Source organism: Brachybacterium sp. SW0106-09 (assembly GCF_001293905.1).
Lineage (GTDB): Bacteria > Actinomycetota > Actinomycetes > Actinomycetales > Dermabacteraceae > Brachybacterium > Brachybacterium conglomeratum.
The window spans coordinates 41,689-66,338 of the sequence record NZ_BCAK01000022.1 but is presented as its reverse complement, the minus strand read 5'-3'; the positions used below and the strand labels follow the sequence as shown (position 1 = coordinate 66,338).

The following is a 24,650-nucleotide window of genomic DNA, read 5'->3' as shown; positions in this document are numbered from 1 at the left end:
ACCGATGCAGTGATCATCTGAAACCGCCATATAGGCGTAGTGGAACGCCATGCGCCATCACCACCCACCCCGGGCACGGCGTGGACCAGAGCTGTGGCTTCGTTCGCTTGGTGGCGGGGTTTGGCAACGCTCCGTGGCGGTCTTGTTGCCGCGATCACGCAGGACTGGCTGCAGGTAGGTGTCGCGGTCTGAACCGAGAGGGGTGCGCCCGGTCGGGGCCGTTTGGATCGCTGCCGCTACGTCAGAGTCCGAAGGCTCCGCCGCTGACGAGGATCACGATGCCGAGGCCGATGAGAACGATGGGGAAGAGGATGTGCTCCCAGCGTTCGAGCACTTCGGCGATCGGGGGGCGGGTGGCGACGAACTTTGCCAGGGCCACCAGGACCGCGACGAGCGCGAGGAAGACGATGCAGTAGGCGACTACTGCGAGAGGTTCCACGCTGAGGAAGACAGGGGTGTAGACGCCGATGTTGTCGCCGCCGTTGGCAAGGGTGACGCCTGCGACTGTCCACACGCCGACCTTCTTGCCGGCAACCTTGGCCTCGTCGTCATCGTCGTCATCGTCTCCGCGCCAGGCCTGCCATGCAGCCCAGAGGCCGAGGCCCAGAGGGATGAGACCGAAGTACGGGATGGCTGCCGAGGGCAGGAATGCTCCGGCGCCGATGGTCACCAGGACCGCGGCACCGAGGATGCCGGCGAATCCGAGGTACTGGCCGGCCAGAATGCGGGCGGTAGTGCCGCGCTGGCCTGCCCCTCGCGCGAAGAAGAGGGAGAGCACGATGATGTCGTCGATGTTGGTCGCTGCGAACAGGCCCATCGCCTGCAAGACCGAGGTGAGGATCATGCGCCCTCCCCAGCTGCGTCGCATCCGGGAAGCGAGCAGGCGGGATCGATGCACGGGGCGTCTTCGTCCACTGCCAGGGTGGCATCGACCAGTGCCGTCAGCGCCTGCGCCAGGTGCGAATCGGCGATCTCATATCGTGTCCGACGACCCTCGGGCTCGGAGACGACGATCCCGCAATCGCGCAGGCATGCCAGGTGGTTGGACACGTTCGGGCGTGTCAGGTCCAGATCTCGGGCCAGTTCCGCCGGGTAAGCGGGATGGTCGAGCAGGGTCAAGATGATCCGGGATCGAGTGGGGTCGGCCAGTGCACGACCCAGGCGGTTCATCACGTCGAGACGCGAAGCAATAGTCAGCATGGACTGAACTGTACAGCACGAACTGAATACTCGGTCACAGCCGTCAGCCCAGATCGCATGCCCGTAAGGGGAACCCTCACCGAACACCACCGTTACTTATCGAGAGGAACGACGGCACGCCTGGCGGGCTGTCCCGTAAGACCCGTCCGGTGAACTGTCCGGTGAAGGGAGGCTATATGACACACCGGGGAGCAAGTCCCCCTTGAAGGTCGGCTATGCCCGAGTCTCCACCGACGAGCAGGACCTGACCGCGCAGCGTGACGGACTCGCGGCGTTCGGCGTCGATCCCAAGCGCATCTACGTCGATCACGGGCTCACGGGCCGCAACGCCGACCGTGAGGGCCTGCGGCAGGCGCTGGCTGCCTGTCGGGACGGCGATACGTTCGTGGCCACCAAGCTCGATCGGCTGGCGCGTTCAGTCCGTGATGCCCACCAGACCGCCGACGACCTCGCGGCGCGGGAAGTGAAGCTGAGCATCGCCGGATCGGTGTACGACCCGACCGACCCGATGGGGAGACTGTTGTTCAACGTGCTGGCGATGGTCGCCGAGTTCGAAGCCGACCTCATCCGTGCCCGCACCCGCGAGGGGATGAAGGTCGCCAAGGCCAAGGGCCGGCTGCGCGGGAAGTCACCGAAACTCACCCCCCGGCAAGAAGGTCACCTCGTCCAGCTACATGCCGCCGACGAGCACACCGTGGGCGAGCTGGCCGCGCTGTTCAGCGTGGGCCGCTCCACGGTCTACCGCGCCCTTCAGCGCGCCGAGCGCGGGCGCGAGAACGCCTTGCAGTAGGTGCGTCGTGGACGCTCGAGCGCGGTGGCGAATCCTCAGGCTCCACGTCGAGGACCAGGTGCCCCTCGCGCGCTTAGCTCGCGAGACCGATGTAGGGCTGCGGACCCTGGAGCGCTGGCACGCCCGCTACCGCGCCGACGGCTACGCCGGACTGGAGCCAGCCTCACGGGAGGACGCCGGCTCCCGCCGCCTTCCGCCCGACCTCGTCGACCTGATCGAGGGCCTGGCACTGAGCAAGCCGCGGCCGGCCATCGCCACGATCCATCGCAAAGTCAGGGGCATCTGCGCCGCCCGGAGGTGGCCGGTCCCCTCCTACTCGGTGGCGTGGGACATCGTGCGGACCCTGGATCCCGGCATGGTCACCCTCGCCCTGGAGGGCGCAGCGTCCTACCGCGACAAGCACGAGCTGGTGCTACGCCGGCAAGCAGAGCTGCCCAACGCGATGTGGCAATCCGATCACACCATGCTCGACATCCTGGTGGCGGGCACCGACGGCAAGCCCGCACGGCCATGGCTGACAACGATCCTCGACGACTGCTCCCGGGCGGTCTGCGGCTACACAGTCTTCCTGGGCGCACCGTCGGCGATGAACACCGCCCTGGCGCTGCGCCAAGCGATCTGGCACAAGACCGACCCGGCCTGGCCGATGTGCGGCCTGCCCGACGTGCTCTACGTCGACCACGGCAGCGATTTCACCAGTGGCCAGCTCGCCCACACCGCCGTCGACCTCCACATCCGACTGATCCACTCCGCCGTCGCCCGACCCCAGGGACGGGGCAAGATCGAGCGGTTCTTCGGCACCATCAACACCGAGCTACTCGCCACCCTGCCCGGACACATCACCGAAGGGCACCCCTGGCCGACACCGAAACTGTCCCTGGCCGCCCTCGATAGCGCCCTGGAGGCGTTCGTGGCCACCTACAACGACCGCACGCACAGCGAGCTCGGAACCTCCCCGCGCAGCGCGTGGATCGCCGATGGCTGGCTGCCCCGAATGCCCGAGAGCCTGGAAGACCTCGACGGACTGCTGTTGACCGTCGCCAAGACCCGCGTCGTCCGCCGCGATGGCATCCGCTTCCAGGGCCTGGGCTACGTCTCGCCAACTCTGGCCGGCTACGTCGGACGCTCGGTCGTGATCCGCTACGACCCCCGCGACATCACCGAGATCCGCGTCTTCGATCACGACGAATTCGTCTGCAAGCCCGTCAACCAAGAGCACTACGACCAGAAGGTCAGCCTCTAGGAGATCCAGGCCGCGCGCAACGCCCGCCGCCGGGCGCTGCGAGCCGGCATCAACGAACGCATCGCCCTCGTGGCCGCACCTACCGAGACACCACGGATCACCGAAGCACCGGCTCCGGCGCCGAGGTCGGCGTTGAAGATCTACAAGGAGGACCTCAGGTGAGCCAGCGCTTCATCGTCACCAGGGAGCACCGCCGCTTCACCGAGCTCGCCGACGCCGTGCGCCGCGGGCACACCATCGGTTTGTGCTTCGGATCAGCCGGCGTAGGAAAGACACTCTCCGCGCGCCGCTACGCACACTACGAGAAGGCTCATGACCTGCTGACCTACTGGGTGCCGCGCTCCGACAACGACGCCAAGATCTACGCCGCCTTGAACCGGAGCCGCACCGTGCTCTACACCCCCAGCGTGCTGACCACCCCGCGGACCCTGAAGGACGAGCTGACCCAAGCCATCACCCGCACCAACATGTGCATCGAGCAGCACCTCGTACCTCCCGGCACGGCCACTCCCGAGGCCTGGGGATGGCGACACGGCAGGAACTACGTGGAGCTGATCATCGTCGACAAGGCCGAACGACTGCGTCCCGCCGCGCTGGAACTGCTGCGCGATCGCTACGACCGCGACGGCATCGCCCCGATCCTGATCGGCATGCCCGGCCTGGAGAAGCAGTTCAGCCACTACCCCCAGTTCTACAGCCGAGTCGGCTTCGCCCACCAGTACCGGCCCCTGGGACAAGACGAACTGCTGTTCGTCCTCGAGCGACACTGGCGATCCCTCGGCAAGACCCTCGACCCCGACGACTTCACCGACGCCCAAGCCATCGCAGCCATCGCACGGATCACCCGCGGCAACTTCCGGCTCCTCGAACGCCTCTTCCCCCAGATCCAGCGGGTCCTGAAGATCAACGAACTCGACACCATCACCAACGACGTCATCGAAGCCGCACAGAGCACCCTGGTCATCGGTGTCACCTGACCCCGCCACGAAGCGACCGAAGAACCCCGCCATTCAGCAGACGAAGTCACAGACCAGAGCAGGGGCGTGGGAAGCCCTTGTGTCAGTGAGAGCCCGGCAGCGGCCAGGACCTGGCGCACTGAGTCTCAGGCGCACCGCACGGACAGCACGACGCCCCGCGGAACAGGTCCGCGGGGCGTCAGGTCCGGCCGGAGCCGAAACACCCGGGCCTCAGGGCCGGGGCAGGCGCTGCTCCTCGGCGACGACAGCCGCGATCAGCGGGTCGCCGGCGGCCACGTCGAGCAGGGCGAGCAGGGCGGTGACTCGCTCGGTCGCGTCCTGGATCCCGGCTGCCTCGGCGATCTCGGCGCTCTTCGGGTCCTGCACCTCGTGCCCGGCGCGCACCCGGTCGGTGACCCAGGCGGTCCAGGCGGCGACGGCCGCGACCTCGCCGGGGGCCTTGTCCGGGCCGCCGAGCTCGGCGATCACGGGCAGCGCCCGCACGGGCAGCTTGGCGGTGCCGTCGGCGGCGATGCGGATCAGGTTGTCGGCAAGGCGCGGGTTGCGGAAGCGCTCCTCGAGGGCGGAGGTGTAGGCGTCGAGCTCGTCGGCCGGCAGCGGCAGCGTCTCCCGGGCCTCGCTCCACAGCTGCTCGACCAGGGCGCGCACCTCGCGGTGGCCGATCGCCTCGTCCACGCGCGTGACGCCAGCGACCTGGCCGGCGTAGGCCATGAGGGTGTGGGCGCCGTTGAGCAGGCGCAGCTTGCGGCGCTCGTGCACCTCGATGTCGTCGGTGAACCGCACCCCGGCCTTCTCCCACTCGGGGCGGCGGCCGCGGAAGCGGTCCTCGATGACCCACTCGGTGAAGGGCTCGGTGACCACCGGGACGGCGTCGGCGAAGCCGATCTGCTCGCGCACGGTGTCCGCGGCGCCGTCGTCGGCCGAGGGGGTGATGCGGTCGACCATGGAGGAGATGACGTCGACGTGGTCCTCGTACCAGGCGGCGGTCTCCTCGTCGAGCTCGGCGCGGACGGCCTGGCCGAGCACCTCGCCGTTGCCGGTGAGGTTGTCGCAGGAGACCAGCGCGATCGGCTCGGTGACGCCGGCCTCGCGGCGGGCCTTCAGCCCCAGCGCGATGCGGGCCGGGGCGGAGGTCGCGGGGTCGGAGCCGGCGGAGTAGCCCTTCTCGGTGATGGTCAGGGTGACCACGGTGGTGAAGGGGTCGGCGAGCAGGGCGACCAGGGCGTCGACGTCGGCGGCGGGGTGGACCTCGTCGATCACGTCGAGCACGCTGACCTCGTCGGCCTCGGGGCCGCGCACGATCAGGCCGTACCTGCCGCCCTGGGCGTTGAGCGCATCGGCCATCCCGGCGGAGCGGCCGGTGAAGGCGACGACGGACCAGCCGCCGGCCACGGCGGTGGCCTGCAGGGTGTGGGCGCGCGCGAAGTTGCCGATGCCGAGGTGGACCAGACGGCCGACGTCGGAGGGGGCGGGAGCGTTCATCAAGGCGTTTCCTCTCACGCGGACTCGCCGAGGCGGAAGACCTCGCGAGGCTGCTGGGTGGGCAGGGTGGCGACGAGCTCGACGGCGTCCTCGAGACGCATGCGGTGCTCGGCGACGAGGCCTGCCAGGTGGGTCGCGTCGATGCGGCGCGACATGTCGTGGCGCGCCGGGATCGAGCAGAAGGCGCGGGTGTCGTCGATGAATCCGCTGGTGCGCGTGTAGCCGAGGGTCTCGGAGACGGCGCGGCGGAAGCGGAGGATCGCGTCGGGCGAGTCGATGAACCACCACGGCGCCCCTGCGTAGACCGAGGGGTACACGCCGGCCAGCGGCGCGATCTCGCGGGAGAACACGGTCTCGTCGATCGTGAACAGCACGGTGCGGAAGTTCTCCGCGTGGCCCACGTCGTTGAGCATGGGGCGGAGGTGGTGGACGTAGTCGACGGCGACGGGGATGTCGAAGCCGACGTCCGCCCCGAACTTCTCGAACATCGCGTCGGAGTGGTTGCGGGAGACGGCCGGGTGGAGGGTCATCACGAGCCCGTCCTCGGCGGCCAGCCGGGCCTGGTCGGCGAGCAGGTGGCGGCGCAGCGCGACGGCCTCGTCGGCCCCGATCGTGCCCTCGAGCGCGGCGGTGTAGAGGCGGCGGGCGTCCTCGATCGCGAGCCGCTCGGTGCCGGGATCGATGTGGGCGTGGTCGGAGGAGACCGCACCGTGGTCACGGAAGTAGAGGCGGCGGGTGCGCATCGCCTCGAGGTGGCCGTCGTAGGTGCCGGTGTCGACGCCGGCGGCCTCGCCGAGGGCGTCGGCGAGCTCCCGGAAGTCGGCGCGGGCGGGCTCGAGGTACTTGTCGGGCCGGAAGGTGGGGATCACGCGGCCGGTGAAGGAGGCGTCGGCGGCGAGGGCGTCGTGCGGGGCGAGGTCGTCGACCGGGTCGTCGGTGGTCGCCAGGACCTCGATCCTGAACTGGTCGAACAGGGCGCGGGGACGGAATTCGCGGCGGGTGAGCTTGTCCGCGATCTCGTCGTACATCGCGTCGGCAGTGCGCGGGTTCAGCACGGTCTCCAGGCCGAAGACCTCGGAGAACTCGTGCTCCATCCAGTAGCGCGAGGGGGTGCCGGCGTAGGCGTGCCAGTGCTCGGCCAGCAGGTGCCAGGCCCTGCGGGAGGCCTTCTCGTCCAGCGGGCCCTGGGCCACGCCGAGGTCGGCGAGGTCCACGCCGCGGGCGTGCATCAGCCGGTTGACGTAGTGGTCAGGGGTGATGAACAGCGAGGTCGGGTCGCGGAACGGCTCGTCGTCGAGCAGGAGGCGCGGATCGACGTGCCCGTGGGGCGAGACGATCGGCTGGTCCTTCTCCAGCTCGTAGAGGCTGCGCGCGATCTCGCGGACGGCGGGGTCCGCGGGCAGGAGTCGGTCGGGGTGCGGGACGAAGGCGTCGTTGCTCATGCGGCCATCCTCGCAACCTTTCGCGAGAGCGTCGGACGGTTGTCACGGGTTGCCGGGGAAAGCGCCCTCCATCAGACTGATCGGCGCCCCAGCAAGCGGCCGGGGACCGCGTCGGGCGCGCCGCCTCAGGGGGTCTCGCGCGGTCCGGTGCTGCCGCGGGGCACGAGCCGCACGGGCAGCGAACCCTCGACCGGGGTGCGGTGGGCGGAAGGGTTCTCGATGCGGCGGATGAGGCGCTCGACGGCGGCACGGCCCTGGGCGCGCTTGGGGCTGACGATGGTGGTGAGCCCGCCGCCGACGAGCCGGGAGAGCTGGATGTCATCGTGCCCCATCACCGACTGCTCCTCAGGCACGCGGATGCCGGCGCGCAGGGCGGAGACCAGGAAGCCGAAGGCGACCAGGTCGTTGTAGCAGATCACCGCATGGGGCAGGGAGTCGCGCATCTCCTCGAAGGCCTGCTCGCCGCCCGCGATGGTGGGGGCGAAGGGGCCGTGGCGCTGGATCTGCATCCCGTCCCGGCGGGCGGCGACGCGGACGGCGCGCCAGCGCTCCCCGTCTGACCACGAGTTCACGGGCCCGGCGACGTAGGTGACGGTGCGCAGGCCGTTCTCGGCCAGGTGGGCGATCGCCTGGCCCATGCCGTGTTCGAACTCGGGGGTGACGGAATCCAGGCCTGCCACGCGCCGGTTCATCACGACGACGGGGATGCGCTTCGACAGGTGGTTGAGCATCGCGTCGGACTGCCGGGTGCCCGAGAGCACGATCCCGTCGACGACGTTGACGGCACTCTCGAGGCTCGCGCGCTCGCGCGCCTCGTCTTCGACGGCGTCCAGCAGGAGCAGCAGGAAGTCCTGCTCCTGGGCGGCCTCCTGCATGCCGGAGACGAGCTCGGCGAAGTAGGGGTTGGTGAGGTCCGGGACCTCGATGCCGAGGCGCTGGTGGCGGTGGGCGCGCTCCTGCGAGGGCGGGGCGGAGGTGCGGTAGTCCAGGACCTTCGCGGCCGCCATGACCTTGGCATGGGTCGCGGCGCTGACCCGGCCGGGGCGGGAGAAGGCGCGCGAGACGGTGGAGGGGGCGACACCTGCCTCCTTGGCGACGTCGTAGATCGTCACGCGCGCGTCCGCCACTCGGCCGGCTCCGTCCCGCGCCCACCGGGCGCTGTCCTCGGGGGCGCCGCGCGCCCGCTGTCCTCGGCAGATCTCACCCTCACGGAAGGGCAACCGGCGGCAACCGCCCCGTCCGGGCGGCTCTCAGGACCGCTCCCGCATCCCGTACCCCTCGTCGAGGGTCGTGGTCACGAGGTACCGGGTGTCCTCGACGTGGACCGAGGTCGCGGCGTCGGCGGAGAACAGCTCGGGCACGGCCAGCGGCCCCTCGAGGTCGACATCGTACGGGTTCACCATCTGCCCCTGGGAGGTGTCGAGCACCACCAGGGTCCCCTCCTCGGGGCGCTGGGCGTAGGCGAGGCGCTCCCCCGCGGCGATCAGCACGAGCTGTTCGGGGTCGTCGTGCCGCCAGGTCTCGGTGCCGTCGGCGGCGAGGCCGCGCACGGTGCGGCCGGCGGTGACCACGGTGGTGTCCATCGCGTGGTCGTGGGCGGCGGCGGTGATCCCGTCCGCGAGGACCCGGCCGCCTGCGAGGTCGAGCAGCGCGCCCGTCCCGTCGGGGCCGACGAGGACGGCGTGGGAGGTCGTCGGGTCGATCCGGCCGGAGACCTCCGAGGTCGCGAGGTCCAGTCCCTCGGGTGCCGGGATCCGCCAGCGCTCCGTGCCGGAGGGGACGTCGCGGGCGACGAGCTCCTCGCCGTCGACGAGCAGCACCGTGCCGAGATGCTCGGCCAGGAGCCGGCCGCCCGCGAGATCGGCCTCGGCCTGCGCGGTCCCGCCGGTGCCGGGGTCGAGGACGGCGCGGCCGGAGCCGTCGGCCGCGGCGACCAGGAGCCCGGGGCCGACGGGCGGACCGGGCACGGCGACGGGCCCCCAGAGCTGCTCGGCGCCGCGCAGGCGGTATCCGGTCAGGGTGGTGACGCCGTCGGCCGTGCGGTCCGTGAGGACGGCGACGGCGCGGGCGCTGTCGTCGCGGGTGAGGACCGCGGCCTCGCAGCCGAGGGGGCGGCGGGCGGTCCACAGCGCGGTGCCGTCCTGGTCGACGGCGGTGAAGCGCACGGCGTCGCCGTCGCGGCGGTGGCCCAGGAAGATCCCGTCGAGCTGCTGCGGGGCGGCGGTCCACCCGGGCTCGACCACGATCATCACGAGCATCTCGAGGGGGAGCCGCAGCGTGGTCGGGTCGACGACGGTCGCCCGCTCGCCGAGGAGGGCGGGCGTGGGGTCGACGGGGACCGGCGGAGCGTCGGCGCGGGTCGGCGCGTCCTCCGCGGCCTCCGGGGTGCAGGCGGCGAGCGCCGCGACGCCGAGCCCGGCGGTGCCGAGCCCGAGGGCACGCAGCAGGCCGCGGCGGGAGGTCGTGCCCGGCGGGGCCGACGGGGTCTGCGGTGTCTGCAGGGTCATCGGCCCCTCCGATCCTGCGGGCCCGCCGTCCCGTCGGCCGAACCGGATGCCGCATCGTCCGCCGCGCCGTCGGCCGTCCTGCCGCCCGCCGCGCCGTCGGCCGTCCTGTCCGCCGACTCCGCCGCGCCTCGCCGCTCGGCCCGCCACCACAGCAGCAGCGCGAGGGCCGCGAGGCCCGCGATCACCGCGATCTGCACCCCGGTCGAGCTCAGCGGGGCCAAACCCTCCTGCCACTGCGCGAGCACCCGCGTCGGGACGAGGGAGGGCAGCGAGATCAGCCCGTTCGTCGTCCAGAACAGGACCCCGAGCGCGATGATGAGCAGCCCGGTGAGCAGGGTCGTGGAGTGCAGGGTGAGCGGGCCGAGCGCGAAGGGCCGCCCGCGCAGCAGGCGCCGGGAGCGGGGGCCGAGCTTCTCCCAGGTCAGGGCGAGCAGCAGCAGCGGCACCACCATGCCGGCGCCGTAGGCGGCCAGCAGCACGGCGGCGCGGAGGATCCCGCCCTGCCCGAGGGCGAGGGTGAGGACGGCGCCGAGGACGGGCCCGGCGCATACCCCGGCCACGCCGCCGACGGCGCCGAGCAGGAAGGTGCGCGGCAGCCCGGTGCCGCGGGCGGAGGCCTGGCGGAGCCGGTCCGCGCCGGGCAGGAGGCGCGCGGGGTCGAGGCGGAGCCCGAGGGCGTGCACCGCGCCGAGCAGGATGAGCAGCACGGAGGTCGCGGCGACGAGCACGGCGCGGTGCTGGGCGAGGAGCCCGCCGAGCGCCCCGGCGCCCACGCCGAGCGGCACGAGGGTGAGCAGCAGCCCGGCGTAGAACACGGCGCCGTGCAGGAGCAGGCCGGCGCGGCGGGTCACGGTCGAGGCGAGATATCCGGGCAGCAGCAGCGCCCCGCAGGGGCTGAGCAGGGCGAGGGCGCCGCCGAGGAAGGCGGGCAGCAGGCTGATCCCCATGTCAGGCCTCCGCCTCCTCGAGCGCCGTCCCGACCTGCTCGAGGAACACCTCGGTGGGCTGCGCGCCGACGGTCGGGGTGCCGTCGAGGACGAACGACGGGGTGGTCACGGCGCCAAGCTCGACGCCCTCGGCGGCGTGCTCCTCGACGGTGCGGGCGACCTCCTCGGAGCGGAGGTCCGCGGTGAACCGCTCGACGTCGAGGTCCAGCTCCTCGGCGAGGGCGATGAGGGAGTCCTCGTCGAGCTCGGCGGCGGGCCGCACCTCGCCGCCCGCGAAGAGGGCCTGGTGGTAGTCGGCGTGGCGGCCCTGGAGTGCGGCGGCGAGGGAGGCGCGGGCGGCGCGGGCGGAGTCCTCGCCGTAGACGTTCACGTCGCGCCATTCGATGCGCAGCTCGCCGCGGTCCACGTGCTCGCGCAGCGCGGGCAGGGTGTCCTCGGTCCAGCGGGCGCAGTAGGGGCACTGGTAGTCGGTGAAGACGACGAGCACGACGGGCGCGTCGACGGGCCCCTCGGCCAGGGGGTCCGCGGGGTCGCGGGTCTCGGCGGAGGAGAGGTCGGGGCGGGCGACCTCGGAGGGGTGCGGGAGGTCCGCGAGCTCGACCGGTGCCGCCGTGACCTCGGCCGGCCGGTCCTCAGCGGGGCGCAGCCAGAGCACGGCGGCGACGAGCAGCGCGGCCAGGGCGAGGATCGCGACGGGGACCGCGCCGCGGCGGAGCCGTCGCCGCGCGGTCCCGCCGCCCGGTCCGCCCGTCACGCGGAGGGGTCCAGGTGCTTGATGACCTTCGCGGGCACGCCGCCGACGACGCAGTGGTCGGGGATGTCCTTGGTGACGACGGCGCCGGCCGCGATGACGACGTCGCTGCCGATCGTGACGCCGGGGAGGATCGTGCAGTGCGCACCGATCCACACGTCATCGCCCAGGGTGACGGGCTCGCCGAGCCCGAGGTGGGCGCGTCGGCCGGCGGCGCTCAGGGGGTGGCCGACGGTGGAGATCACGGTGCCGGGACCGATCATGCAGTGGTCGCCGATGCGCACGGGGGCGATGTCGAGGATGGTCACGTCGTAGTTCGCCAGGAAGTTCTCGCCGACGTGGAGGTTGGCGCCGTGGTCGCAGTGGAACCCGGGCTGGATGTCGACCACCTCGCCGTAGGAGCCGAGCAGGGCGCGCAGCACCGCATCGCGGGCCTCGGCTTCGCGCGGGTCGATCGCGTCGAGCTCCCGGCAGGCCAGCAGCGCGGCCTGCTTGCGGGCGGCGACCTCCGGGTCGTCGAAGCAGTACTCGAGCCCGGCGTCGAGCTTCTCGAGCTCGGTCATCGCGGGGGCGGCCTCGTCCTGGTCACGGGTCATGGGGACCAGTCTCCCAGGCCCGCGGGCCGGGAGCCGCACCCCGTCGGTGCACCCCTCCGTCAGTGCACCCCGCCGAGCTCCACGAGCAGCACTCCCACGACGATCATCCCCATGCCACCGAGCATCAGCGCCGTGAGCGGCTCGCGGAACAGGATGCGGGAGAGCACGGCGGTGGCGACGATCCCGACGGCGCTCCAGATCCCGTAGGCGACGCCGAGCGGCATCCCGGCGGAGAGCGCGCCCGAGAGCAGGGCGAAGGCGGCCAGGTAGCCGACGACCACCGGCAGGTACCAGCGTCGGTCGCCCGCCGCGGACATCCGCAGGGAGAGGGTGGCGCCGACCTCGAAGACGATCGCGCCCAGGAGCAGCAGCCAGCTCATCGCGCCTCCTTCCCCTCGTGCTCACCTGCGGACTCGTCGGGGATCGCGTGGATCTCGAGCTCGCGCAGCAGCTCGACCTCGCCGCGGGAGCCGTAGGAGGTGGCGCCGACGAGCCACTCCTCGACGGGGATCTCCGCCGTGTCGGCGGCGGCGACCGGCACCGGGCCGGGTCCGCCGTGCGGCCGCTCCCCCGCCCCGGCGTCGGCGGCGGTGGCGGCCTCGGCGCGGCGGGCCCGCTGGGAGCCGAGCTCGACGACGGCGACGCCGGCCGCGATGAGCAGGATCCCGCTGATCTTCAGGGCGCCCAGCGACTCCCCGAACAGCACGGCCGACGCGCCGGCGGTGAGCACCACCCCGATCGCGCCCCAGAGCCCGTAGGCGACGCCGAGGCCCATGCCGCGGCGGAGCACCTGGGCGAGCAGGGCGAAGGTGAGCACGTAGCCGACGACCACGACGACGTACAGCGCCGACTGGTCGAGGGCTCCGCGCAGGGAGAGCGTCGCGATGACCTCGGAGAGGATCGCGGCGGCGAGCAGCAGCCAGGTCGTCATGCGCCACCTCCGAGCAGGTCTCGGGCGAGCTCGCGCGCCTGGTCCAGCTGCCCCTCGGAGCCGACGTCCAGTCCGCTGGCGCGGTCGAACCAGAGCCCGTCGGCCATCAGCCGCACGGCCAGGAGGCGTGCGCCGCGGCCGGCGTCGACCCCGGCGGGGAGGCCGAGCCAGCGGGAGAGCTGGTCCTCCCAGCGCTCGGTGAGGGTGACCCGAAGGTGGGGGTCGGCGAAGATCACCAGGTCGGCGGCATCGATCGCGCCGGTGCAGGCCCAGTCGAGATAGGCGAGCACGCGATGCTCGGCGGGCGCCTCGGCGAAGTCCTCGATCTCGGCGCCGTGGCGCGCGGCGACCAGGGCGAGCATCTCGCGCTCGTAGCGCGCGGTCATCCGGTCGAGGATCGCGCCGAGCAGCTGCTCCTTGGTGGAGAAGTGGTACATCAGCCCCGGCTTGGTGACGCCGGCGGCGCGGGCGGCGGAGTCGAGGGTGAGCGTGCCGCCCTCGCCGAGATGGGCCTCGGCGGCGTCGAGCATCGCCTCGCGGGCCGAGGGGCGGTGCGCGGGGCGTTCCGAGGCGGCGGGGACGGTGGGGCGTGCGGGAGCCATGGCACCTCCTGGATCAGGACGACCCGGTTACTTTACCAACCGGATGGGAAAGTAACGCAAGGGCGGCGACCGGAGATCCCGCTCACCGGGACTCGGCTCCCGCTCACTCCCCCGGCGCGGGGGCCCAGCGGGCGATCTTCACGACGGGCGGGGGTGTCCAGCGTGATACCAGAGCGGTATCATCTCGTCATGGCCATGACTCTGCGACTCACGGATGACGACGAGAAGATCCTCGCCGAGCTCGCGCGCGAGGAGGGCATCAGCCGGCAGGAGGCCACGGTCCGCGCGATCCGCGAGGCAGCCGCCCGACGGGGGCACGAGAAGGCGGTGCAGGATCTGTCCCTGCGTGCGCGCACTCGCTACGCCGACCTCCTCGACCGACTCGCTCAGTGACTCCGGTTCGCTATCTGACCCTCGAGGACCTGCTGACACTTGTCGACGACCTCCGAGTCGGCCCGGTGCGCGACGTCGGTCTCCTCGAGTCCGCAACACATCGCCCCACGACTACGCTCTGGGGCGCAGACGCCTATGACGGACTCGACCTGAAAGCCGCGGCGCTCCTCGAGTCCATCGTCCGCAACCACACCCTCCTCGATGGCAACAAGCGCCTGGGATGGCTGGCCGTCGTCGTCTACCTCGGACTGAACGGCGTCGACCTCGATGCGCCCGACGACGAGGCCTACGACCTGGTCATCGCCGTGGCCACAGGACAGATGCCCCTGGAGAACGCGGCAGAAGCACTCAGTTCCTGGCACTGAGCCGAGGTGCGCTCCCGCGACGCGGACTCATTCCGGCGCAGGCGCCCAGCGGGCGATCTGCGCGGCGAGGTGCCCGGCGCCGTAGCCGTTGTCGATGTTGACCACGCCGATGCCCGGCGCGCACGCGGACAGCATCGTCAGCGCCGCGGTGACGCCGCCGGCGGCGACGCCGTAGCCGACGGAGGTGGGCAGCGCGACCACGGGTGCGGGGATCTGCCCGGCGACCACGGTGGGCAGCGCCCCGTCCATCCCGGCGGCGACGACCACACAGGCCGCCTCCCGCAGCTCGGGCAGTCGGGACTGCAGGCGGTGCAGCCCCGCGATGCCGATGTCGGCGATGAGCTTCGTGGGCCGGCCGAGGTGACGGGCGGTGAGCTCCGCCTCGCGCGCCACGGGCAGATCGCTCGTGCCGGCGCAGGCCACGATCACGAGGCCGCCGCTCGGCGCGGGCGGCGCGGCGGGCCAGGCGAGGAAGCAGGCCGACGGATCGTGCGAGGCGTCCGGCAGGGCGGCGAGCACGGCCTCGGCGCGGGCCTCGTCGGCGCGCGTGAACAGCACCGGTCCGAGGTCCTCGCGGCCCTCGGCGGCGAGGCGGGCGTAGGTCGCGGCGATCTCGCGCACCTGTTCGACGGACTTCGCGTCGCAGAGCACGGCCTCGGGCGCGCCGCGGCGGGAGGCTCGGTCGAGGTCCAGGTCGAGGAAGCCCTCGACCCTCCCGGCCCCGTCGGCCGGTCCTGTCCCGCCGGCCGGCGCCTCAGCCACGCGCGGACTTCCCGACGATCTGCAGGGAGAACAGCCCCGAGCGGATGCCGTCGAGGTCGATGGTGACGTGCTGGAAGCCGGTCTCCTTGCCGGCGGCGACGAGCGCCTCGCGGATCGCGGGCTCCATCGCGCGGGGCAGCTCCTCGGTGGGCAGCTCGATGCGGCCGACGGCGCCGTGGTGGCGGACCCGGCAGTCGCTGAAGCCCTGCTCGTAGACGGCGTCCTCGAGGTCGTCGATCTGGCGCAGCTTCTCGGGGGTGACCTCCTGCCCGAAGGGGATGCGGGAGGCGAGGCAGGGGGCGGCGGGCTTGTCCGCGACGGGCAGGGACAGCTGCCGCGCCACCTCGCGGACCTGCGACTTCGCCATCCCGACGACGGACAGCGGCCGCAGCACCCGGTGCCGGGTCGCGGCGCCGGCGCCGGGGCGGTCGTGGCGGGTGGCGTCGTCGGCGTTCTCGCCGTAGGCGACCGCGTCGAGCTGCTGCTCGCCGACGACGTCCTCGCCGATGCGGGTGAACAGCTCGTCCTTGCAATGAAAACACCTAGCAGCGTCGTTCTTCTGGTAGTCGGGGTTCTCGCCCTCGTGGGTGGGGACCTCGACGACCTCCGCGCCGATCACGCGCGCGACCTGGTGGGCGAGGCGCCGCTCGCGCCGGGCGAGGGACGGGGAGACGCCCAGCAGCGCGACGACGTTCTCGGCGCCGAGGGCGCGCACGGCGAGCGCGAGCAGGGTCGCGGAGTCGACGCCGCCGGAGTAGGCGACGCCGAGCTTCCTCACGCCCGCGAGCTCGGCGGAGACCGCATCGGCGAGCTCGCGCGCCTCGCCGGCCAGCGCGTCCGGGCTCATCGCCTCGACCTCGAAGCCGGGATGGCCGGGCGCGAACAGCGAGGTGGGGGCCTGCGGGGCGGTGCCGAGGGTGAGCGGGACGGGCTGGCGGACGGAGGTCACCTGCTCTGCTCCGCGGCGCCGTCGCGCTCGGAGGCGAGGCGGAAGAGGACCTCGCCCGCATGGTCGATCACGAGGGTGTCGGGGTTATCGCGCAGCGCCTCGATGTCGAGGGAGGCAGGGTCCATGTACAGCACGTTGTGCGCCTCGGTCTCCTCCTTGGAGATGGAGGTGGCGAAGTAGCGGTTCACGCGCTGCTTCTCCTCCCCGGTCTCGGGGTCGTAGGTGCCCAGGCCCGTGACGTGGGTGGAGTGGGCGAGCTCGCCCCAGGGGTGGTCCTTGAACCGATCCCACTGCTTCGTGAAGTACTCGATGTTGTGGTACCCGATCTCGCGGATGCCGGGATGCATCTCGGCGACCGCGGTGATGTGCGGGGCGTAGATGATCACGTCGCCGCCGTCGGCGCAGACGGGCTCGGACTTGTAGAAGCCCTTCGCGCCGGTCCACATGTCCTCGTACATCTCCGGGACGAGGGCGACGATCCGCTTATAGGGCTTCTCGACGTAGGTGATGTGGGTCTGTGCGGAGATGTTCGCCATCGCCGCCCAGGCGGCCTGCGGGTCGCCGAACGCGATCGCGCCGAGGTCCGCTCCGCCCTCGGCGACGTCCATGGTGAAGGCGAGCTTCTCGGTGGGGATGAGCTCGCTCGCGGCGTCGATGAGCTGGCGCACGGGGGTGATGCCGAGGGTGCCGATGATGCGGCTGGCGGTGATCAGCGCACCCACCCAGTGGGAGATGTCGATGACGTCGTGCACCGAGCAGCCGGGGAAGAAGTACTTGTTGCCGCCGGAGAAGCCGACGACCTCATGGGGGAAGACGGGGCCGACGATCAGGTTCACGTCGGACTCGACGCAGAGCTTGTTGATCTGCACGTTCATGGGGATGTCGGTGAGCAGCCCGCCGGTGAGCTCGGCGATCTGCTCGGCGGGGATGACGCCGAGGTCCGCGATCTGGGAGGGGTCGTCCCAGGCATGGTTCAGGACCGTCCAGTCCGGGTAGGTCGCCTTCGCGCCGCGCTCGGTGGAGCCGAGCAGCTGGTCGATGGCCTGCTCGCTCATCGCGGCGTGGGTGCCGAGCGCGATCAGCACGGTGACGGAGGAGGCGCGGCCGGCGAGCGCGTCGTGGATCGCGGGCAGCACCTTGGGGAGGGGGACCGAGCGGGTGCCGTCGGGGATGATCAGGCAGACGCTCTTGCCGTCGAGGTCCTGCCCGGCGAGCTGCTCGGTGACGAAGCCGGCGATCTGCTCGTCGGTGAGGATCCCCTCGGCGCCGCCGAGGAGGGCGGCCCGTTCGGCCAGGCCCTGGGGGATCGGGTGGATCGTGGGCTGCTGGGTCGCCGTCGTCAAGCTCATGGCTCCCACTATGCGCTGTGGCCAGGCCGGGGACAAGGATGGCCCGGCTGTTGCCACGGAGTGGCCGACGCTTCGAGTTCACCGACCCCAGCGGCAACCGCCCCGGGGTGTTCGCGGACTCCCGAGGGACGCCGGGGAAGGCGCCACGCGGTGCACCGTTGGCTACCGTGTCCTCATGTCCGTCTCCGAGCTGTCGACCAGCGCCCAGAACTACCTCAAGGCCGTCTGGAGCCTCGGCGAGTGGTCCGACGAGCCGGTGACGGTCTCGGCGATCGCGGAGCGGGTGGGGGTGCGGCTCTCCAGCGTCTCCGATGCGATGCGCAAGCTCGGCGAGCAGGGGCTGGTCGAGCACTCCCGCTACGGCGCGATCGCCCTGACCTCGCAGGGGCGCGAGCATGCGCTGGCGATGGTGCGTCGGCACCGGCTGATCGAGACGTTCCTCGTGCGCGATCTCGGCTACGGCTGGGAGGAGGTCCACAACGAGGCGGAGCAGCTCGAGCACGCCGTCTCCGACCTGCTCGTCGAGCGCCTCGACGCCCATCTGGGCCGGCCCTCGCGCGACCCGCACGGCGATCCGATCCCCGCGGCCGACGGGTCCGTCGACCAGCCCGAGGCGCAGCTGCTCTCCTCCCTCCCGGCCGGGACGCGGGTGCGTGTGGAACGGATCTCCGACGCCGATCCGCGCCTGCTCACCTTCTGCGCGGCTCAGGGCATCGTGGTGGGGGCGGAGCTCGAGATCCGCGAGGGGCCGGAATTCTCCGACGCGCTCGAGGTGTCGCTGGTCGGCTCGAGCACCGCCGTGCCGCTGGGCCGCTCGGCGACCGAGGCGATCTGGGCGTCGGAGACCGCCACCGGCGCCTGACGCTCCGTCGACTCCGCGGCTCCCGTCGGCGCCGCGGCTCCCGTGGGAGCCGGCCCGTCGGCCGACGGCACCGCGCCCGGCGAGCCCCGCCGTTCCGCCCGGCCCCCGCGCCGCGCCCGGCCCCGGGCCAGCAGCCCGTACCGCGGTGCGAACACGTGGACGAGCGCATACAGGGTGCCCTGGACAAGAACGATCAGTCCGCCGGAGGCGGCGTCCAACCAGTAGCTCAGCAGGATCCCGAGCGCCGAGGCGGCCACCGACAGCGTCGGCGCGATCAGCAGCATGCGGGAGAAGCGGTCGGTGAGCAGGCGTGCCGTGGCACCGGGGATGATCAGCATCGCGACCACCAGGATCACCCCCACCACTTGCAGCGCGACCACTGCCGTGACGGCCAGCAGTCCCAGCAGCAGGGCGCCGAGGCGGCGCGGGGAGAGGCCGATCGCCCGGGCGTGGGTGGGGTCGAAGGCGAAGAGGGTGAGATCCCGGCGCAGCAGCAGCAGGAGGGCGAGCACCAGGGAGGCGAGCACCGCGATCTGCACCAGGTCGCCGCGGGAGACGCCGAGGACGCTGCCGAAGAGGATGTGGCCGAGGTCCGTGTGGCTCGGGGTGACGGAGATCAGCACCAGCCCGAGGGCGAACAGGGTCGTGAACACGATCCCGATCGCGGCGTCCTCCGCGACCCGTCGCGATCCGCGGACCGCGCCGATCAGCACCACGGCAAGGAGGCCGAACACGAGCGCGCCGAGCGCGAAGGGCAGGCCGAGGGCGTAGGAGAGCACCACGCCGGGCAGCACGGCGTGGGAGACCGCATCGCCCATCAGCGACCAGCCGATGAGCACGAGCCAGCAGGACAGCAGCGCGCAGACCACGGCGGCGAGGGACGTGGCCGCGAGCGCGCGCAGCATGAAGTCGTACTGCAGCGGCTCGACGATCAGGTCGAGCGGGCTCATCGGGCGACCTCCTCACGGGCCAGCGGATCCAGGCCGAAGGCGCGGGCGAGCATCGCGGGCTCGAGCGCCTCGGCGACCGGGCCGTGGAACAGGAGCCGGCGCCGCAGCAGCACGGCGGAATCGGCGAGGGCGGGCAGCGCGTGGAGGTCGTGGGTGGAGACGAGCACGGTGCAGCCGTCGGCCGTGAGCTCGCGCAGGACGGAGACGAGCAGGGCCTCGCTGCGCTTGTCGACGCCGGCGAAGGGCTCGTCGAGCAGGAGGGTGCGGGCGCCCTGGGCGAGGCCGCGGGCGACGAACGCCCGGCGCCGCTGCCCGCCGGAGAGCTGTCCGATGGGCCGACGGGCGAGCTCGGTGAGCTCGACCCGTGCGAGCGCCTCGGCGACGGCGCGGTGGTCGGCGGGTCGGGGCCGACGAGTCAGGCCCTGGTGGCCGTAGCGGCCCATCATCACGACGTCCGCGACGCTGACCGGGAAGGAGGAGTCGATCGCCTCGCCCTGGGGGACGTAGCCGATCGCGCCGCGGCGGCGCGCCCGGGCGGGCTCCTCGTCGTCCAGGAGGACCTGCCCCGAAGCGATCGGGACGGTGCCCATGATCGCGCCGAACAGGGTGGACTTCCCGGCGCCGTTCATGCCGACCAGGCCCGTCACCTCCCCGGCCGCGATGCGCACGCTGAGGCCGTCCAGGGCGGTGACCTCGCCGTACCGGACCGTGAGGTCCTCGACGCGGAGGCTCATGCCGCCGCCTCCGTCCCGGCCAGGCCCTCGACGATCACATCGGCGTCGTGGCGGAGCAGGTCGAGGTAGGTGGGCACGGGGCCACCCTCCTGCGAGAGCGAGTCGACGTAGAGGGTGCCGCCGAAGCGGGCGCCGGTCGCCTCGACGACCTGCTGCATGGGGGCGTCGGAGACGGTCGACTCGCAGAACACGGCCGGGATGTCCTGCTCGTCGACGGTCTCGATGACCGCGGCGATCTGCTGCGGAGTGGCCTGCTGCTCGGCGTTGACGGGCCAGATGTAGTGCTCCTCGAGGCCCACATCGCGCGCGAGATAGGAGAAGGCACCCTCGCAGGTCACCAGCGCCCGCTCGTTCTCCGGCAGAGCGCCGACGGTCTCGACGAGCTCGTCGTGGATCTGCTGCAGCTGCCGGGAGTAGGCCTCGCCGTTCTCCGCATAGTCCGCAGCGTGCTCGGGATCGAGCTCGCTGAAAGCCTCGACCATGTTGCTGACGTAGACCTGCGCGGCCTCCGGGCTCATCCAGGCGTGGGGGTTCGGGGTGCCCGGGTCACCGGCGATGTCGAGCGCCTCGACCCCGTCGGAGACCACCGCATGCGGCACGTCCGCGGTCTCGACGAACTGGCCGAACCAGGCCTCGAGGTGCAGGCCGTTGTCGAGGATCAGATCCGCCTCGGAGGCCTTGGCGACGTCGCCGGGGGTGGGCTCGTAGCCGTGGATCTCGGCGCCGGGCTTGGTGATCGACTCGACGCGCAGATGCTCCCCGGCCACGTTCTGCGCGATGTCCTGCAGGACCGTGAAGGTGGTCAGCACGACGGGCCTGTCCCCCTCGTCACGGCCGCCCACGCTCCCGCATCCCGCCAGCAGCAGCACCAGCGCCGCCGCCGTCGCCGCAGCCCTCGTCACCAGTCGTCCTCTATGCACCACGCGCACACCTCTTCGCCTCGCCTGTCAATGAACTTCGCCATGCCAAACTTTGTGAATGGGACTGTCTCATACCTTCCTCCGGGAGTCACGCAGCGCCTCGGGGCGCGCTGGCTGCTCGAGCACGGCTTCGACCCCGACGCCCCGGGCTGCGAGTTCGACGTCCTGCGGGCGCGGATGCGGGAGTCGTCGTGAACGCAGCGACCGTCCGTGCCCCGGACGAGCTGGGCTACCGTGCCGGAGTGCCGAACTCTCTCCGCGATGCCCGCCCCGCCGACCTGCTGGGCGACCATCTCGACGCCTTCCTCGCCGCCGAGCTGCCGCCACGGCCGACCGAGGCGTGGGAGCTCGCGACCCTCGGAGTTCACCCCTCGGCACGAGGGCGGGGCCTCGGCTCCGCACTGCTCGCCGAGGGCCTGCGCCGCGTCGATGCGGCCGGTGGGAGCTGCACGCTCGAGACCTCGGACCCCCGCAACGTGGAGCTGTACTCTCGCCGCGGCTTCTCCGTCATCGCAACCACGCGGATCCCCGACGGCCCGGTCGTCCATTCGATGCTGCGGGCCCCCGTCGAGACGGGACGGCCGTGATCCCTCGCGACTGCGCGGGTGCGCTGCCCGGGCCGGGCGGGGTGCTCCACGCCCTCAGCTCACCACATCGGCGTTACTGCGCGGAGTGCTGAGACTTCCCCGGAGGCCACGCCGAGCCGGGAGGCGGCGCGTCCGCAGCGCCGCGGCAGGAGCAGCTCGAGGAGATCGGGGGGGTCGAGGTGAGCGGGGTGTCGCGACTGCATGTCGAGGAGTCTGCGGCGGACGGTCCGTCCCGCATGCGCGACTCGCTCGGCCAGGTGCCCGGTGCCGCATCCGACGTCGAGCAGCTCGCCAGCGGGCAGATCGGCGAGCACTCGTGCGGCGGTGCCGTCGCAGAGGGTCACGAAGGACCGGTCATAGGCCTCGGCGGCGGTGGTCCAGCCCCTCATGCCTCCGGTGAACCGCACTGCGGCCGCGGGGACGGCGGACACTCGGGAACGGTGCCGCACTGCCCATCAGGGCCCCGCACGGCCCCGCGGCGGAGCACCGCATCCCGGCACCGTCTTGCATCCATTGATGCATGCATTAGGGTCGCCCCCATGCGTTCCCCCACCCTCCCCTGGCTCGACGACCGCGAGAACCGGCCGATCGCGACGCAGATCGCCGCGAGGACGGCCCGACAGATCGCCACCGGCGATATCGAGCCGGGCACCCTGCTGCGTGAGGTCGACGTCGCCGAGGAGCACGGCGCGAGCCGCACCCCGGCGCGCGAGGCGATGCTGCAGCTGGAGACCTGGGGGCTGGTGCGCCTCCTGCCGAAGAAGGGCGCCCAGGTCACGACCCCGACCGTCCGGGAGCGGGAGGAGCTGCTCTCGGTCCGCGCGATGCTCGAGGGGCACGCCGTCTCCCGCATCGCCCCCGACGAGACCCGTCGGTCCTCCCTCGTCGAGGCGCTCGCGCCGGTGCTCGCGGCGCAGGAAGCCGCGACCGATCGTCCCGCGGACTTCGCCGTCCACGACTACGCCTTCCACCTCACCCTCGCCTCCCACGACGGCAACCGCGTGGTCGAGGAGGTGCTGCGCGCGCTCGGACCGCGACTGTTCCGCCTCACGCATCTGGCCGTCCTCTCCCCCGCCGCGGACCTGCCCGCCCTGCACCGCGAGCACATCGAGCTCACCGATGCGGTGGCGCGCGGGGACGTCGCCGGCTTCCGCGAGATGATCGAGGGCCACCTGCACACCGGCCACGATGCCTACTCGGTGGTGTCCGAGTGAGGCGCGCACGGATCCCGGCCTGGCTGGCCGTCGCCCCGACGGGCTTCCTCCTCGCCTGGGGCGGCAACCACTTCACGCCGCTGCTGCACGTGTACGAGACCGTCGGCGGCTATGCGCCCTGGCAGGCGAACCTGCTGCTGGGGATGTACGTCGCCGGTCTCGTCCCCGGGATGCTGCTGGCCGCGGGGCTCTCGGACCATCACGGCCGTCGGCCGATCGCGATCGCGGGCCTGCTCGCCGGGGCGCTCGGCAGCGTGGTGCTCGCGGCGAGCATGTCGAGCTTCGTGCTGCTGTGCGCCGGCCGCGTCCTCGCCGGGATCGGAGTGGGTGTGGGCATGTCGGTCTGCTCGACCTGGATCAAGGAGCTCTCCTGCGCCCCGCACGACCCGGGCGCGACGCCGACCGCCGGGGCCCGACGCTCCTCGATGATCCTCACCCTCGGCTTCGCGCTCGGCGCGGGCGTGACGGGCTCGCTCGCCCAGTGGGCGCCGCTGCCGGGGCAGCTGCCCTTCCTCGTCCATCTCGGGCTGTGCCTTCTGGCCGGGATCGCGCTGCTCGCGGCGCCGGAGAGCCTGCCACGCGAGCTGCGGGCCCGCGGCGCGCTGCGCGATGACCTGAGGGTCTCCTCGGTGAGACATCCCGTCTTCGCCCGGATCGTGCTGCCGGCCGCGCCGTGGGTGTTCGCCGCCGCCGGGGTCGCCTACGCCATCCTGCCTGCGACGGTCGAGGCGCAGATCGGGGACTCCGCGACGATCTACGCGACGGGCCTGACGGTGCTCACCCTGGGCGTCGGCGCGATCGCCCAGGGCACCGTGGGCCTGATCGACCGCCTCACCCGCGGCCGCGCGCTGGTCGTGGGCCTGAGCGGCATGAGCGCGGGGATGATCCTCGCCGCCGTCGCCGCGGAGCTGCGCCGCCCGGTGCTGGTGGTGGGCGTCGCGGCGCTGCTCGGCGCGTCCTACGGGGTGTGCGTGGTGGCGGGGCTGGTCATCGCCCAGTCCCTCGCCTCTCCGCGCGAGCTCGCCGGGATCACCGGCGTCTACTACTCCCTCGCCTATCTCGGTTTCCTGCTGCCGACGATCCTCGCGGCGCTCACCCCGGTGCTGCCGTACACGGGCGGGCTCGCGATCGTCGCCGCCGTGTGCGTGCTGTGCCTGACGGCGGTCACCTGGGGGCTGCGCCGTCCGCTGCCGGCGCCGGCACCGGAGCCCACGGCCGACGAGGCCGTCGAGCCGGAGGTCGCCGCGGTCGCAGCCTCCTGAGTCGTCGACCCCATCGTGGGCAGCGTCCGATCGCCTGACCATCGACGCCCACCGAGCGCCGTCCACAGTGCGCTGACGCCAGGTGCAGCGAAGCCTCCGGACACCTAGCCTTGGCCGATGGGCACCAGGCCACGACCTACGCGGGTGATTTACGTCGATGATTCAGGGGCGGAGAGCACCGGTATGGAGACGTTCAGCGGGGTGAGCCTCCTCCTGGACTAATGGCGCGATGCACTCGACGAGGTCCTCGCGTGGCGAAGGCATCTGACGACCGCCTACGGCATCCCCAAGCAGTATGAGCTCCATGCGACGAAGTTCGCGAACGGGCGCGGCAACCCCTCCCTCGATGCTGAGTGGAACCGCAGGAAGGCCCATCGTTCAACCGTCCTGGACGAGACCTTCGATCGATTCGCCCGGTGGAACTGGATGCGGGTCGGAACGCTGTGCGCCGCGCAGAGCACTCGTCGCGCGAACTATCGCTCGACCAGGCAGCGGGCCTACGCGTCCCTGGTGTAGGAGCTCGATTCCTCGCTTGCACGTGACGGCGAGTGGGGGATTCTGATCATGGACGGCGATGAGACCGACACCAGTTACATCAGTGCACATCGAGAGCCTCCTCTCGCCCGGAGATCGCTTCTGGAGGATCCCGCTTTCCAGAATTCCGCTCGCAGTCAGTGGGCCCAAGTCGCCGACCTCGTCGCCTACGCGGGATATCAATCGATCCTTCGAATCCCGGAGAAAGAACTCGCATGGTCCTGGTGCGAAACTCTGTCCCCACGCGGCGCAGGCGTGCACCATGCCTGATCAGCTGGAAAAGAAGCTGGACCCGTTGACC

Annotated in this window: 27 protein-coding genes and 2 pseudogenes; 10 read left to right on the top strand and 19 right to left on the bottom strand. The window is 72.0% G+C overall.

Annotated features, from left to right (window positions below; all coding sequences use genetic code 11):
* Positions 1 to 241: 241 nt before the first annotated feature.
* A complete protein-coding gene (locus Y09_RS10905; RefSeq protein ID WP_016997609.1) occupies positions 242 to 844 on the bottom strand; it encodes a cadmium resistance transporter in 603 nt (200 codons plus the stop codon).
* A complete protein-coding gene (locus Y09_RS16900) occupies positions 841 to 1,200 on the bottom strand; it encodes a helix-turn-helix transcriptional regulator (protein ID WP_006590980.1) in 360 nt (119 codons plus the stop codon). Before Y09_RS16900 ends, Y09_RS10905 begins: the two co-directional genes overlap by 4 nt.
* A gap of 202 nt (positions 1,201 to 1,402) precedes the next feature.
* Between Y09_RS16900 and Y09_RS10900 the strand changes: the two genes are divergently transcribed.
* The 3 genes and pseudogenes from Y09_RS10900 (at position 1,403) to Y09_RS10890 (ending at position 4,210) form a co-directional block, all read left to right on the top strand.
* Positions 1,403 to 1,990: a recombinase family protein gene (locus Y09_RS10900; RefSeq protein ID WP_053917732.1), complete on the top strand. Its 588-nt coding sequence runs from the start codon at positions 1,403 to 1,405 to the stop codon at positions 1,988 to 1,990.
* Between the two features lie 7 nt (positions 1,991 to 1,997).
* Positions 1,998 to 3,395, top strand: a pseudogene (locus Y09_RS10895) (Mu transposase C-terminal domain-containing protein).
* Positions 3,392 to 4,210 (top strand): AAA family ATPase, encoded by an 819-nt coding sequence (locus Y09_RS10890; RefSeq protein WP_053917731.1) that lies wholly within the window; start codon positions 3,392 to 3,394, stop codon positions 4,208 to 4,210. The pseudogene Y09_RS10895 and the gene Y09_RS10890 overlap by 4 nt, the downstream one beginning before the upstream one ends.
* A 210-nt stretch (positions 4,211 to 4,420) precedes the next feature.
* On the opposite strand, the gene Y09_RS10885 is transcribed toward Y09_RS10890, so the two are convergent.
* From Y09_RS10885 to Y09_RS10840, 10 genes are all read right to left on the bottom strand, one after another.
* The gene (locus tag Y09_RS10885; RefSeq protein WP_053917730.1) at positions 4,421 to 5,692 is read right to left on the bottom strand and encodes a mannitol dehydrogenase family protein; all 1,272 of its coding nucleotides are present in this window, start codon (positions 5,690 to 5,692) and stop codon (positions 4,421 to 4,423) included.
* Between the two features lie 14 nt (positions 5,693 to 5,706).
* Complete coding sequence (gene uxaC / locus Y09_RS10880; protein ID WP_053917729.1) at positions 5,707 to 7,134, bottom strand: glucuronate isomerase; 1,428 nt, start codon at positions 7,132 to 7,134, stop codon at positions 5,707 to 5,709.
* 125 nt (positions 7,135 to 7,259) lie between these two features.
* Positions 7,260 to 8,246, bottom strand: a complete 987-nt coding sequence (locus Y09_RS10875) for a LacI family DNA-binding transcriptional regulator (RefSeq protein ID WP_234695703.1) — start codon at positions 8,244 to 8,246, stop codon at positions 7,260 to 7,262.
* Between the two features lie 138 nt (positions 8,247 to 8,384).
* Positions 8,385 to 9,641, bottom strand: a complete 1,257-nt coding sequence (locus Y09_RS10870; protein ID WP_053917727.1) for a PQQ-binding-like beta-propeller repeat protein — start codon at positions 9,639 to 9,641, stop codon at positions 8,385 to 8,387.
* Positions 9,638 to 10,588 carry a cytochrome c biogenesis CcdA family protein gene (locus Y09_RS10865; RefSeq protein WP_082358777.1) on the bottom strand — a complete coding sequence of 317 codons (951 nt, stop codon included), beginning with the start codon at positions 10,586 to 10,588 and terminating at the stop codon, positions 9,638 to 9,640. The genes Y09_RS10870 and Y09_RS10865 overlap by 4 nt, the downstream gene beginning before the upstream one ends.
* 1 nt (position 10,589) lies before the next feature.
* Complete coding sequence (locus Y09_RS10860) at positions 10,590 to 11,342, bottom strand: thioredoxin domain-containing protein (protein WP_053917726.1); 753 nt, start codon at positions 11,340 to 11,342, stop codon at positions 10,590 to 10,592.
* The gene (locus Y09_RS10855) at positions 11,339 to 11,935 is read right to left on the bottom strand and encodes a sugar O-acetyltransferase (protein ID WP_234695702.1); all 597 of its coding nucleotides are present in this window, start codon (positions 11,933 to 11,935) and stop codon (positions 11,339 to 11,341) included. Before Y09_RS10855 ends, Y09_RS10860 begins: the two co-directional genes overlap by 4 nt.
* A gap of 59 nt (positions 11,936 to 11,994) precedes the next feature.
* Positions 11,995 to 12,315: a multidrug efflux SMR transporter gene (locus Y09_RS10850; RefSeq protein ID WP_053917725.1), complete on the bottom strand. Its 321-nt coding sequence runs from the start codon at positions 12,313 to 12,315 to the stop codon at positions 11,995 to 11,997.
* Positions 12,312 to 12,866, bottom strand: a complete 555-nt coding sequence (locus Y09_RS18235; protein WP_082358776.1) for a multidrug efflux SMR transporter — start codon at positions 12,864 to 12,866, stop codon at positions 12,312 to 12,314. Before Y09_RS18235 ends, Y09_RS10850 begins: the two co-directional genes overlap by 4 nt.
* Complete coding sequence (locus Y09_RS10840) at positions 12,863 to 13,468, bottom strand: TetR/AcrR family transcriptional regulator (RefSeq protein ID WP_053917724.1); 606 nt, start codon at positions 13,466 to 13,468, stop codon at positions 12,863 to 12,865. The genes Y09_RS18235 and Y09_RS10840 overlap by 4 nt, the downstream gene beginning before the upstream one ends.
* A gap of 189 nt (positions 13,469 to 13,657) precedes the next feature.
* Between Y09_RS10840 and Y09_RS10835 the strand changes: the two genes are divergently transcribed.
* On the top strand, positions 13,658 to 13,861 hold the full coding sequence (locus tag Y09_RS10835; protein WP_053917723.1) for a CopG family transcriptional regulator: 204 nt from the start codon (positions 13,658 to 13,660) through the stop codon (positions 13,859 to 13,861).
* The gene (locus Y09_RS10830) at positions 13,858 to 14,226 is read left to right on the top strand and encodes a type II toxin-antitoxin system death-on-curing family toxin (RefSeq protein ID WP_053917722.1); all 369 of its coding nucleotides are present in this window, start codon (positions 13,858 to 13,860) and stop codon (positions 14,224 to 14,226) included. Before Y09_RS10835 ends, Y09_RS10830 begins: the two co-directional genes overlap by 4 nt.
* Before the next feature lie 27 nt (positions 14,227 to 14,253).
* Here the strand turns inward: Y09_RS10830 and larB are convergent, their stop codons facing one another.
* The 3 genes from larB to Y09_RS10815 are packed head-to-tail and all read right to left on the bottom strand — an operon-like array spanning position 14,254 to position 17,286.
* Entirely contained in the window at positions 14,254 to 14,988 is a 735-nt protein-coding gene (larB, locus tag Y09_RS10825; protein WP_053917721.1) for a nickel pincer cofactor biosynthesis protein LarB, read from the bottom strand.
* Positions 14,981 to 15,937 (bottom strand): ATP-dependent sacrificial sulfur transferase LarE, encoded by a 957-nt coding sequence (larE, locus tag Y09_RS10820; protein ID WP_082358774.1) that lies wholly within the window; start codon positions 15,935 to 15,937, stop codon positions 14,981 to 14,983. The genes larB and larE overlap by 8 nt, the downstream gene beginning before the upstream one ends.
* Entirely contained in the window at positions 15,934 to 17,286 is a 1,353-nt protein-coding gene (locus Y09_RS10815; protein WP_053917720.1) for a lactate racemase domain-containing protein, read from the bottom strand. Before Y09_RS10815 ends, larE begins: the two co-directional genes overlap by 4 nt.
* 175 nt (positions 17,287 to 17,461) lie before the next feature.
* Here Y09_RS10815 and Y09_RS16890 point away from each other — a divergent pair, with 175 nt between their 5' ends.
* Positions 17,462 to 18,148 carry a metal-dependent transcriptional regulator gene (locus Y09_RS16890; RefSeq protein WP_082358773.1) on the top strand — a complete coding sequence of 229 codons (687 nt, stop codon included), beginning with the start codon at positions 17,462 to 17,464 and terminating at the stop codon, positions 18,146 to 18,148.
* A 107-nt stretch (positions 18,149 to 18,255) separates the two neighbouring features.
* Here the strand turns inward: Y09_RS16890 and Y09_RS10810 are convergent.
* The 3 genes and pseudogenes from Y09_RS10810 to Y09_RS10800 all read right to left on the bottom strand — a co-directional run.
* Positions 18,256 to 19,098, bottom strand: a pseudogene (locus Y09_RS10810) (metal ABC transporter permease); the annotation flags it as partial.
* Positions 19,095 to 19,832: a metal ABC transporter ATP-binding protein gene (locus tag Y09_RS10805; RefSeq protein WP_053917719.1), complete on the bottom strand. Its 738-nt coding sequence runs from the start codon at positions 19,830 to 19,832 to the stop codon at positions 19,095 to 19,097. The pseudogene Y09_RS10810 and the gene Y09_RS10805, both read right to left, overlap by 4 nt.
* Positions 19,829 to 20,734: a metal ABC transporter substrate-binding protein gene (locus tag Y09_RS10800; RefSeq protein WP_234695701.1), complete on the bottom strand. Its 906-nt coding sequence runs from the start codon at positions 20,732 to 20,734 to the stop codon at positions 19,829 to 19,831. The genes Y09_RS10805 and Y09_RS10800 overlap by 4 nt, the downstream gene beginning before the upstream one ends.
* Before the next feature lie 209 nt (positions 20,735 to 20,943).
* Between Y09_RS10800 and Y09_RS10795 the strand changes: the two genes are divergently transcribed.
* Positions 20,944 to 21,339: a GNAT family N-acetyltransferase gene (locus Y09_RS10795; protein ID WP_053917717.1), complete on the top strand. Its 396-nt coding sequence runs from the start codon at positions 20,944 to 20,946 to the stop codon at positions 21,337 to 21,339.
* A gap of 59 nt (positions 21,340 to 21,398) precedes the next feature.
* On the opposite strand, the gene Y09_RS10790 is transcribed toward Y09_RS10795, so the two are convergent.
* The gene (locus Y09_RS10790; RefSeq protein ID WP_053917716.1) at positions 21,399 to 21,728 is read right to left on the bottom strand and encodes a hypothetical protein; all 330 of its coding nucleotides are present in this window, start codon (positions 21,726 to 21,728) and stop codon (positions 21,399 to 21,401) included.
* A 150-nt stretch (positions 21,729 to 21,878) separates the two neighbouring features.
* On the opposite strand from Y09_RS10790, the gene Y09_RS10785 reads away from it, so the two are divergent.
* From Y09_RS10785 to Y09_RS18230, 3 genes are all read left to right on the top strand, one after another.
* Entirely contained in the window at positions 21,879 to 22,553 is a 675-nt protein-coding gene (locus Y09_RS10785; RefSeq protein WP_053917715.1) for a GntR family transcriptional regulator, read from the top strand.
* A complete protein-coding gene (locus Y09_RS10780) occupies positions 22,550 to 23,815 on the top strand; it encodes an MFS transporter (protein WP_053917714.1) in 1,266 nt (421 codons plus the stop codon). Before Y09_RS10785 ends, Y09_RS10780 begins: the two co-directional genes overlap by 4 nt.
* Positions 23,816 to 24,379: 564 nt before the next feature.
* On the top strand, positions 24,380 to 24,619 hold the full coding sequence (locus Y09_RS18230; protein WP_371440361.1) for a hypothetical protein: 240 nt from the start codon (positions 24,380 to 24,382) through the stop codon (positions 24,617 to 24,619).
* Positions 24,620 to 24,650 lie beyond the last annotated feature (31 nt).

What these genes read in the sequence shown, in the direction of transcription:
- Y09_RS18235 (WP_082358776.1), bottom strand. Translation starts at nt 12,866, where the DNA reads ATGACGACCTGGCTGCTGCTCGCCGCCGCGATCCTCTCCGAGGTCATC.
- Y09_RS10835 (WP_053917723.1), top strand. Translation starts at nt 13,658, where the DNA reads ATGGCCATGACTCTGCGACTCACGGATGACGACGAGAAGATCCTCGCC.
- Y09_RS16900 (WP_006590980.1), bottom strand. Translation starts at nt 1,200, where the DNA reads ATGCTGACTATTGCTTCGCGTCTCGACGTGATGAACCGCCTGGGTCGT.
- uxaC (WP_053917729.1), bottom strand. Translation starts at nt 7,134, where the DNA reads ATGAGCAACGACGCCTTCGTCCCGCACCCCGACCGACTCCTGCCCGCG.
- Y09_RS10885 (WP_053917730.1), bottom strand. Translation starts at nt 5,692, where the DNA reads ATGAACGCTCCCGCCCCCTCCGACGTCGGCCGTCTGGTCCACCTCGGC.
- Y09_RS10785 (WP_053917715.1), top strand. Translation starts at nt 21,879, where the DNA reads ATGCGTTCCCCCACCCTCCCCTGGCTCGACGACCGCGAGAACCGGCCG.
- Y09_RS10850 (WP_053917725.1), bottom strand. Translation starts at nt 12,315, where the DNA reads ATGAGCTGGCTGCTGCTCCTGGGCGCGATCGTCTTCGAGGTCGGCGCC.
- Y09_RS10805 (WP_053917719.1), bottom strand. Translation starts at nt 19,832, where the DNA reads ATGAGCCTCCGCGTCGAGGACCTCACGGTCCGGTACGGCGAGGTCACC.
- Y09_RS10815 (WP_053917720.1), bottom strand. Translation starts at nt 17,286, where the DNA reads ATGAGCTTGACGACGGCGACCCAGCAGCCCACGATCCACCCGATCCCC.
- Y09_RS10870 (WP_053917727.1), bottom strand. Translation starts at nt 9,641, where the DNA reads ATGACCCTGCAGACACCGCAGACCCCGTCGGCCCCGCCGGGCACGACC.
- Y09_RS10905 (WP_016997609.1), bottom strand. Translation starts at nt 844, where the DNA reads ATGATCCTCACCTCGGTCTTGCAGGCGATGGGCCTGTTCGCAGCGACC.
- Y09_RS10790 (WP_053917716.1), bottom strand. Translation starts at nt 21,728, where the DNA reads ATGAGGGGCTGGACCACCGCCGCCGAGGCCTATGACCGGTCCTTCGTG.
- Y09_RS16890 (WP_082358773.1), top strand. Translation starts at nt 17,462, where the DNA reads ATGTCCGTCTCCGAGCTGTCGACCAGCGCCCAGAACTACCTCAAGGCC.
- Y09_RS18230 (WP_371440361.1), top strand. Translation starts at nt 24,380, where the DNA reads ATGGACGGCGATGAGACCGACACCAGTTACATCAGTGCACATCGAGAG.
- Y09_RS10840 (WP_053917724.1), bottom strand. Translation starts at nt 13,468, where the DNA reads ATGGCTCCCGCACGCCCCACCGTCCCCGCCGCCTCGGAACGCCCCGCG.
- Y09_RS10865 (WP_082358777.1), bottom strand. Translation starts at nt 10,588, where the DNA reads ATGGGGATCAGCCTGCTGCCCGCCTTCCTCGGCGGCGCCCTCGCCCTG.
- Y09_RS10855 (WP_234695702.1), bottom strand. Translation starts at nt 11,935, where the DNA reads ATGACCCGTGACCAGGACGAGGCCGCCCCCGCGATGACCGAGCTCGAG.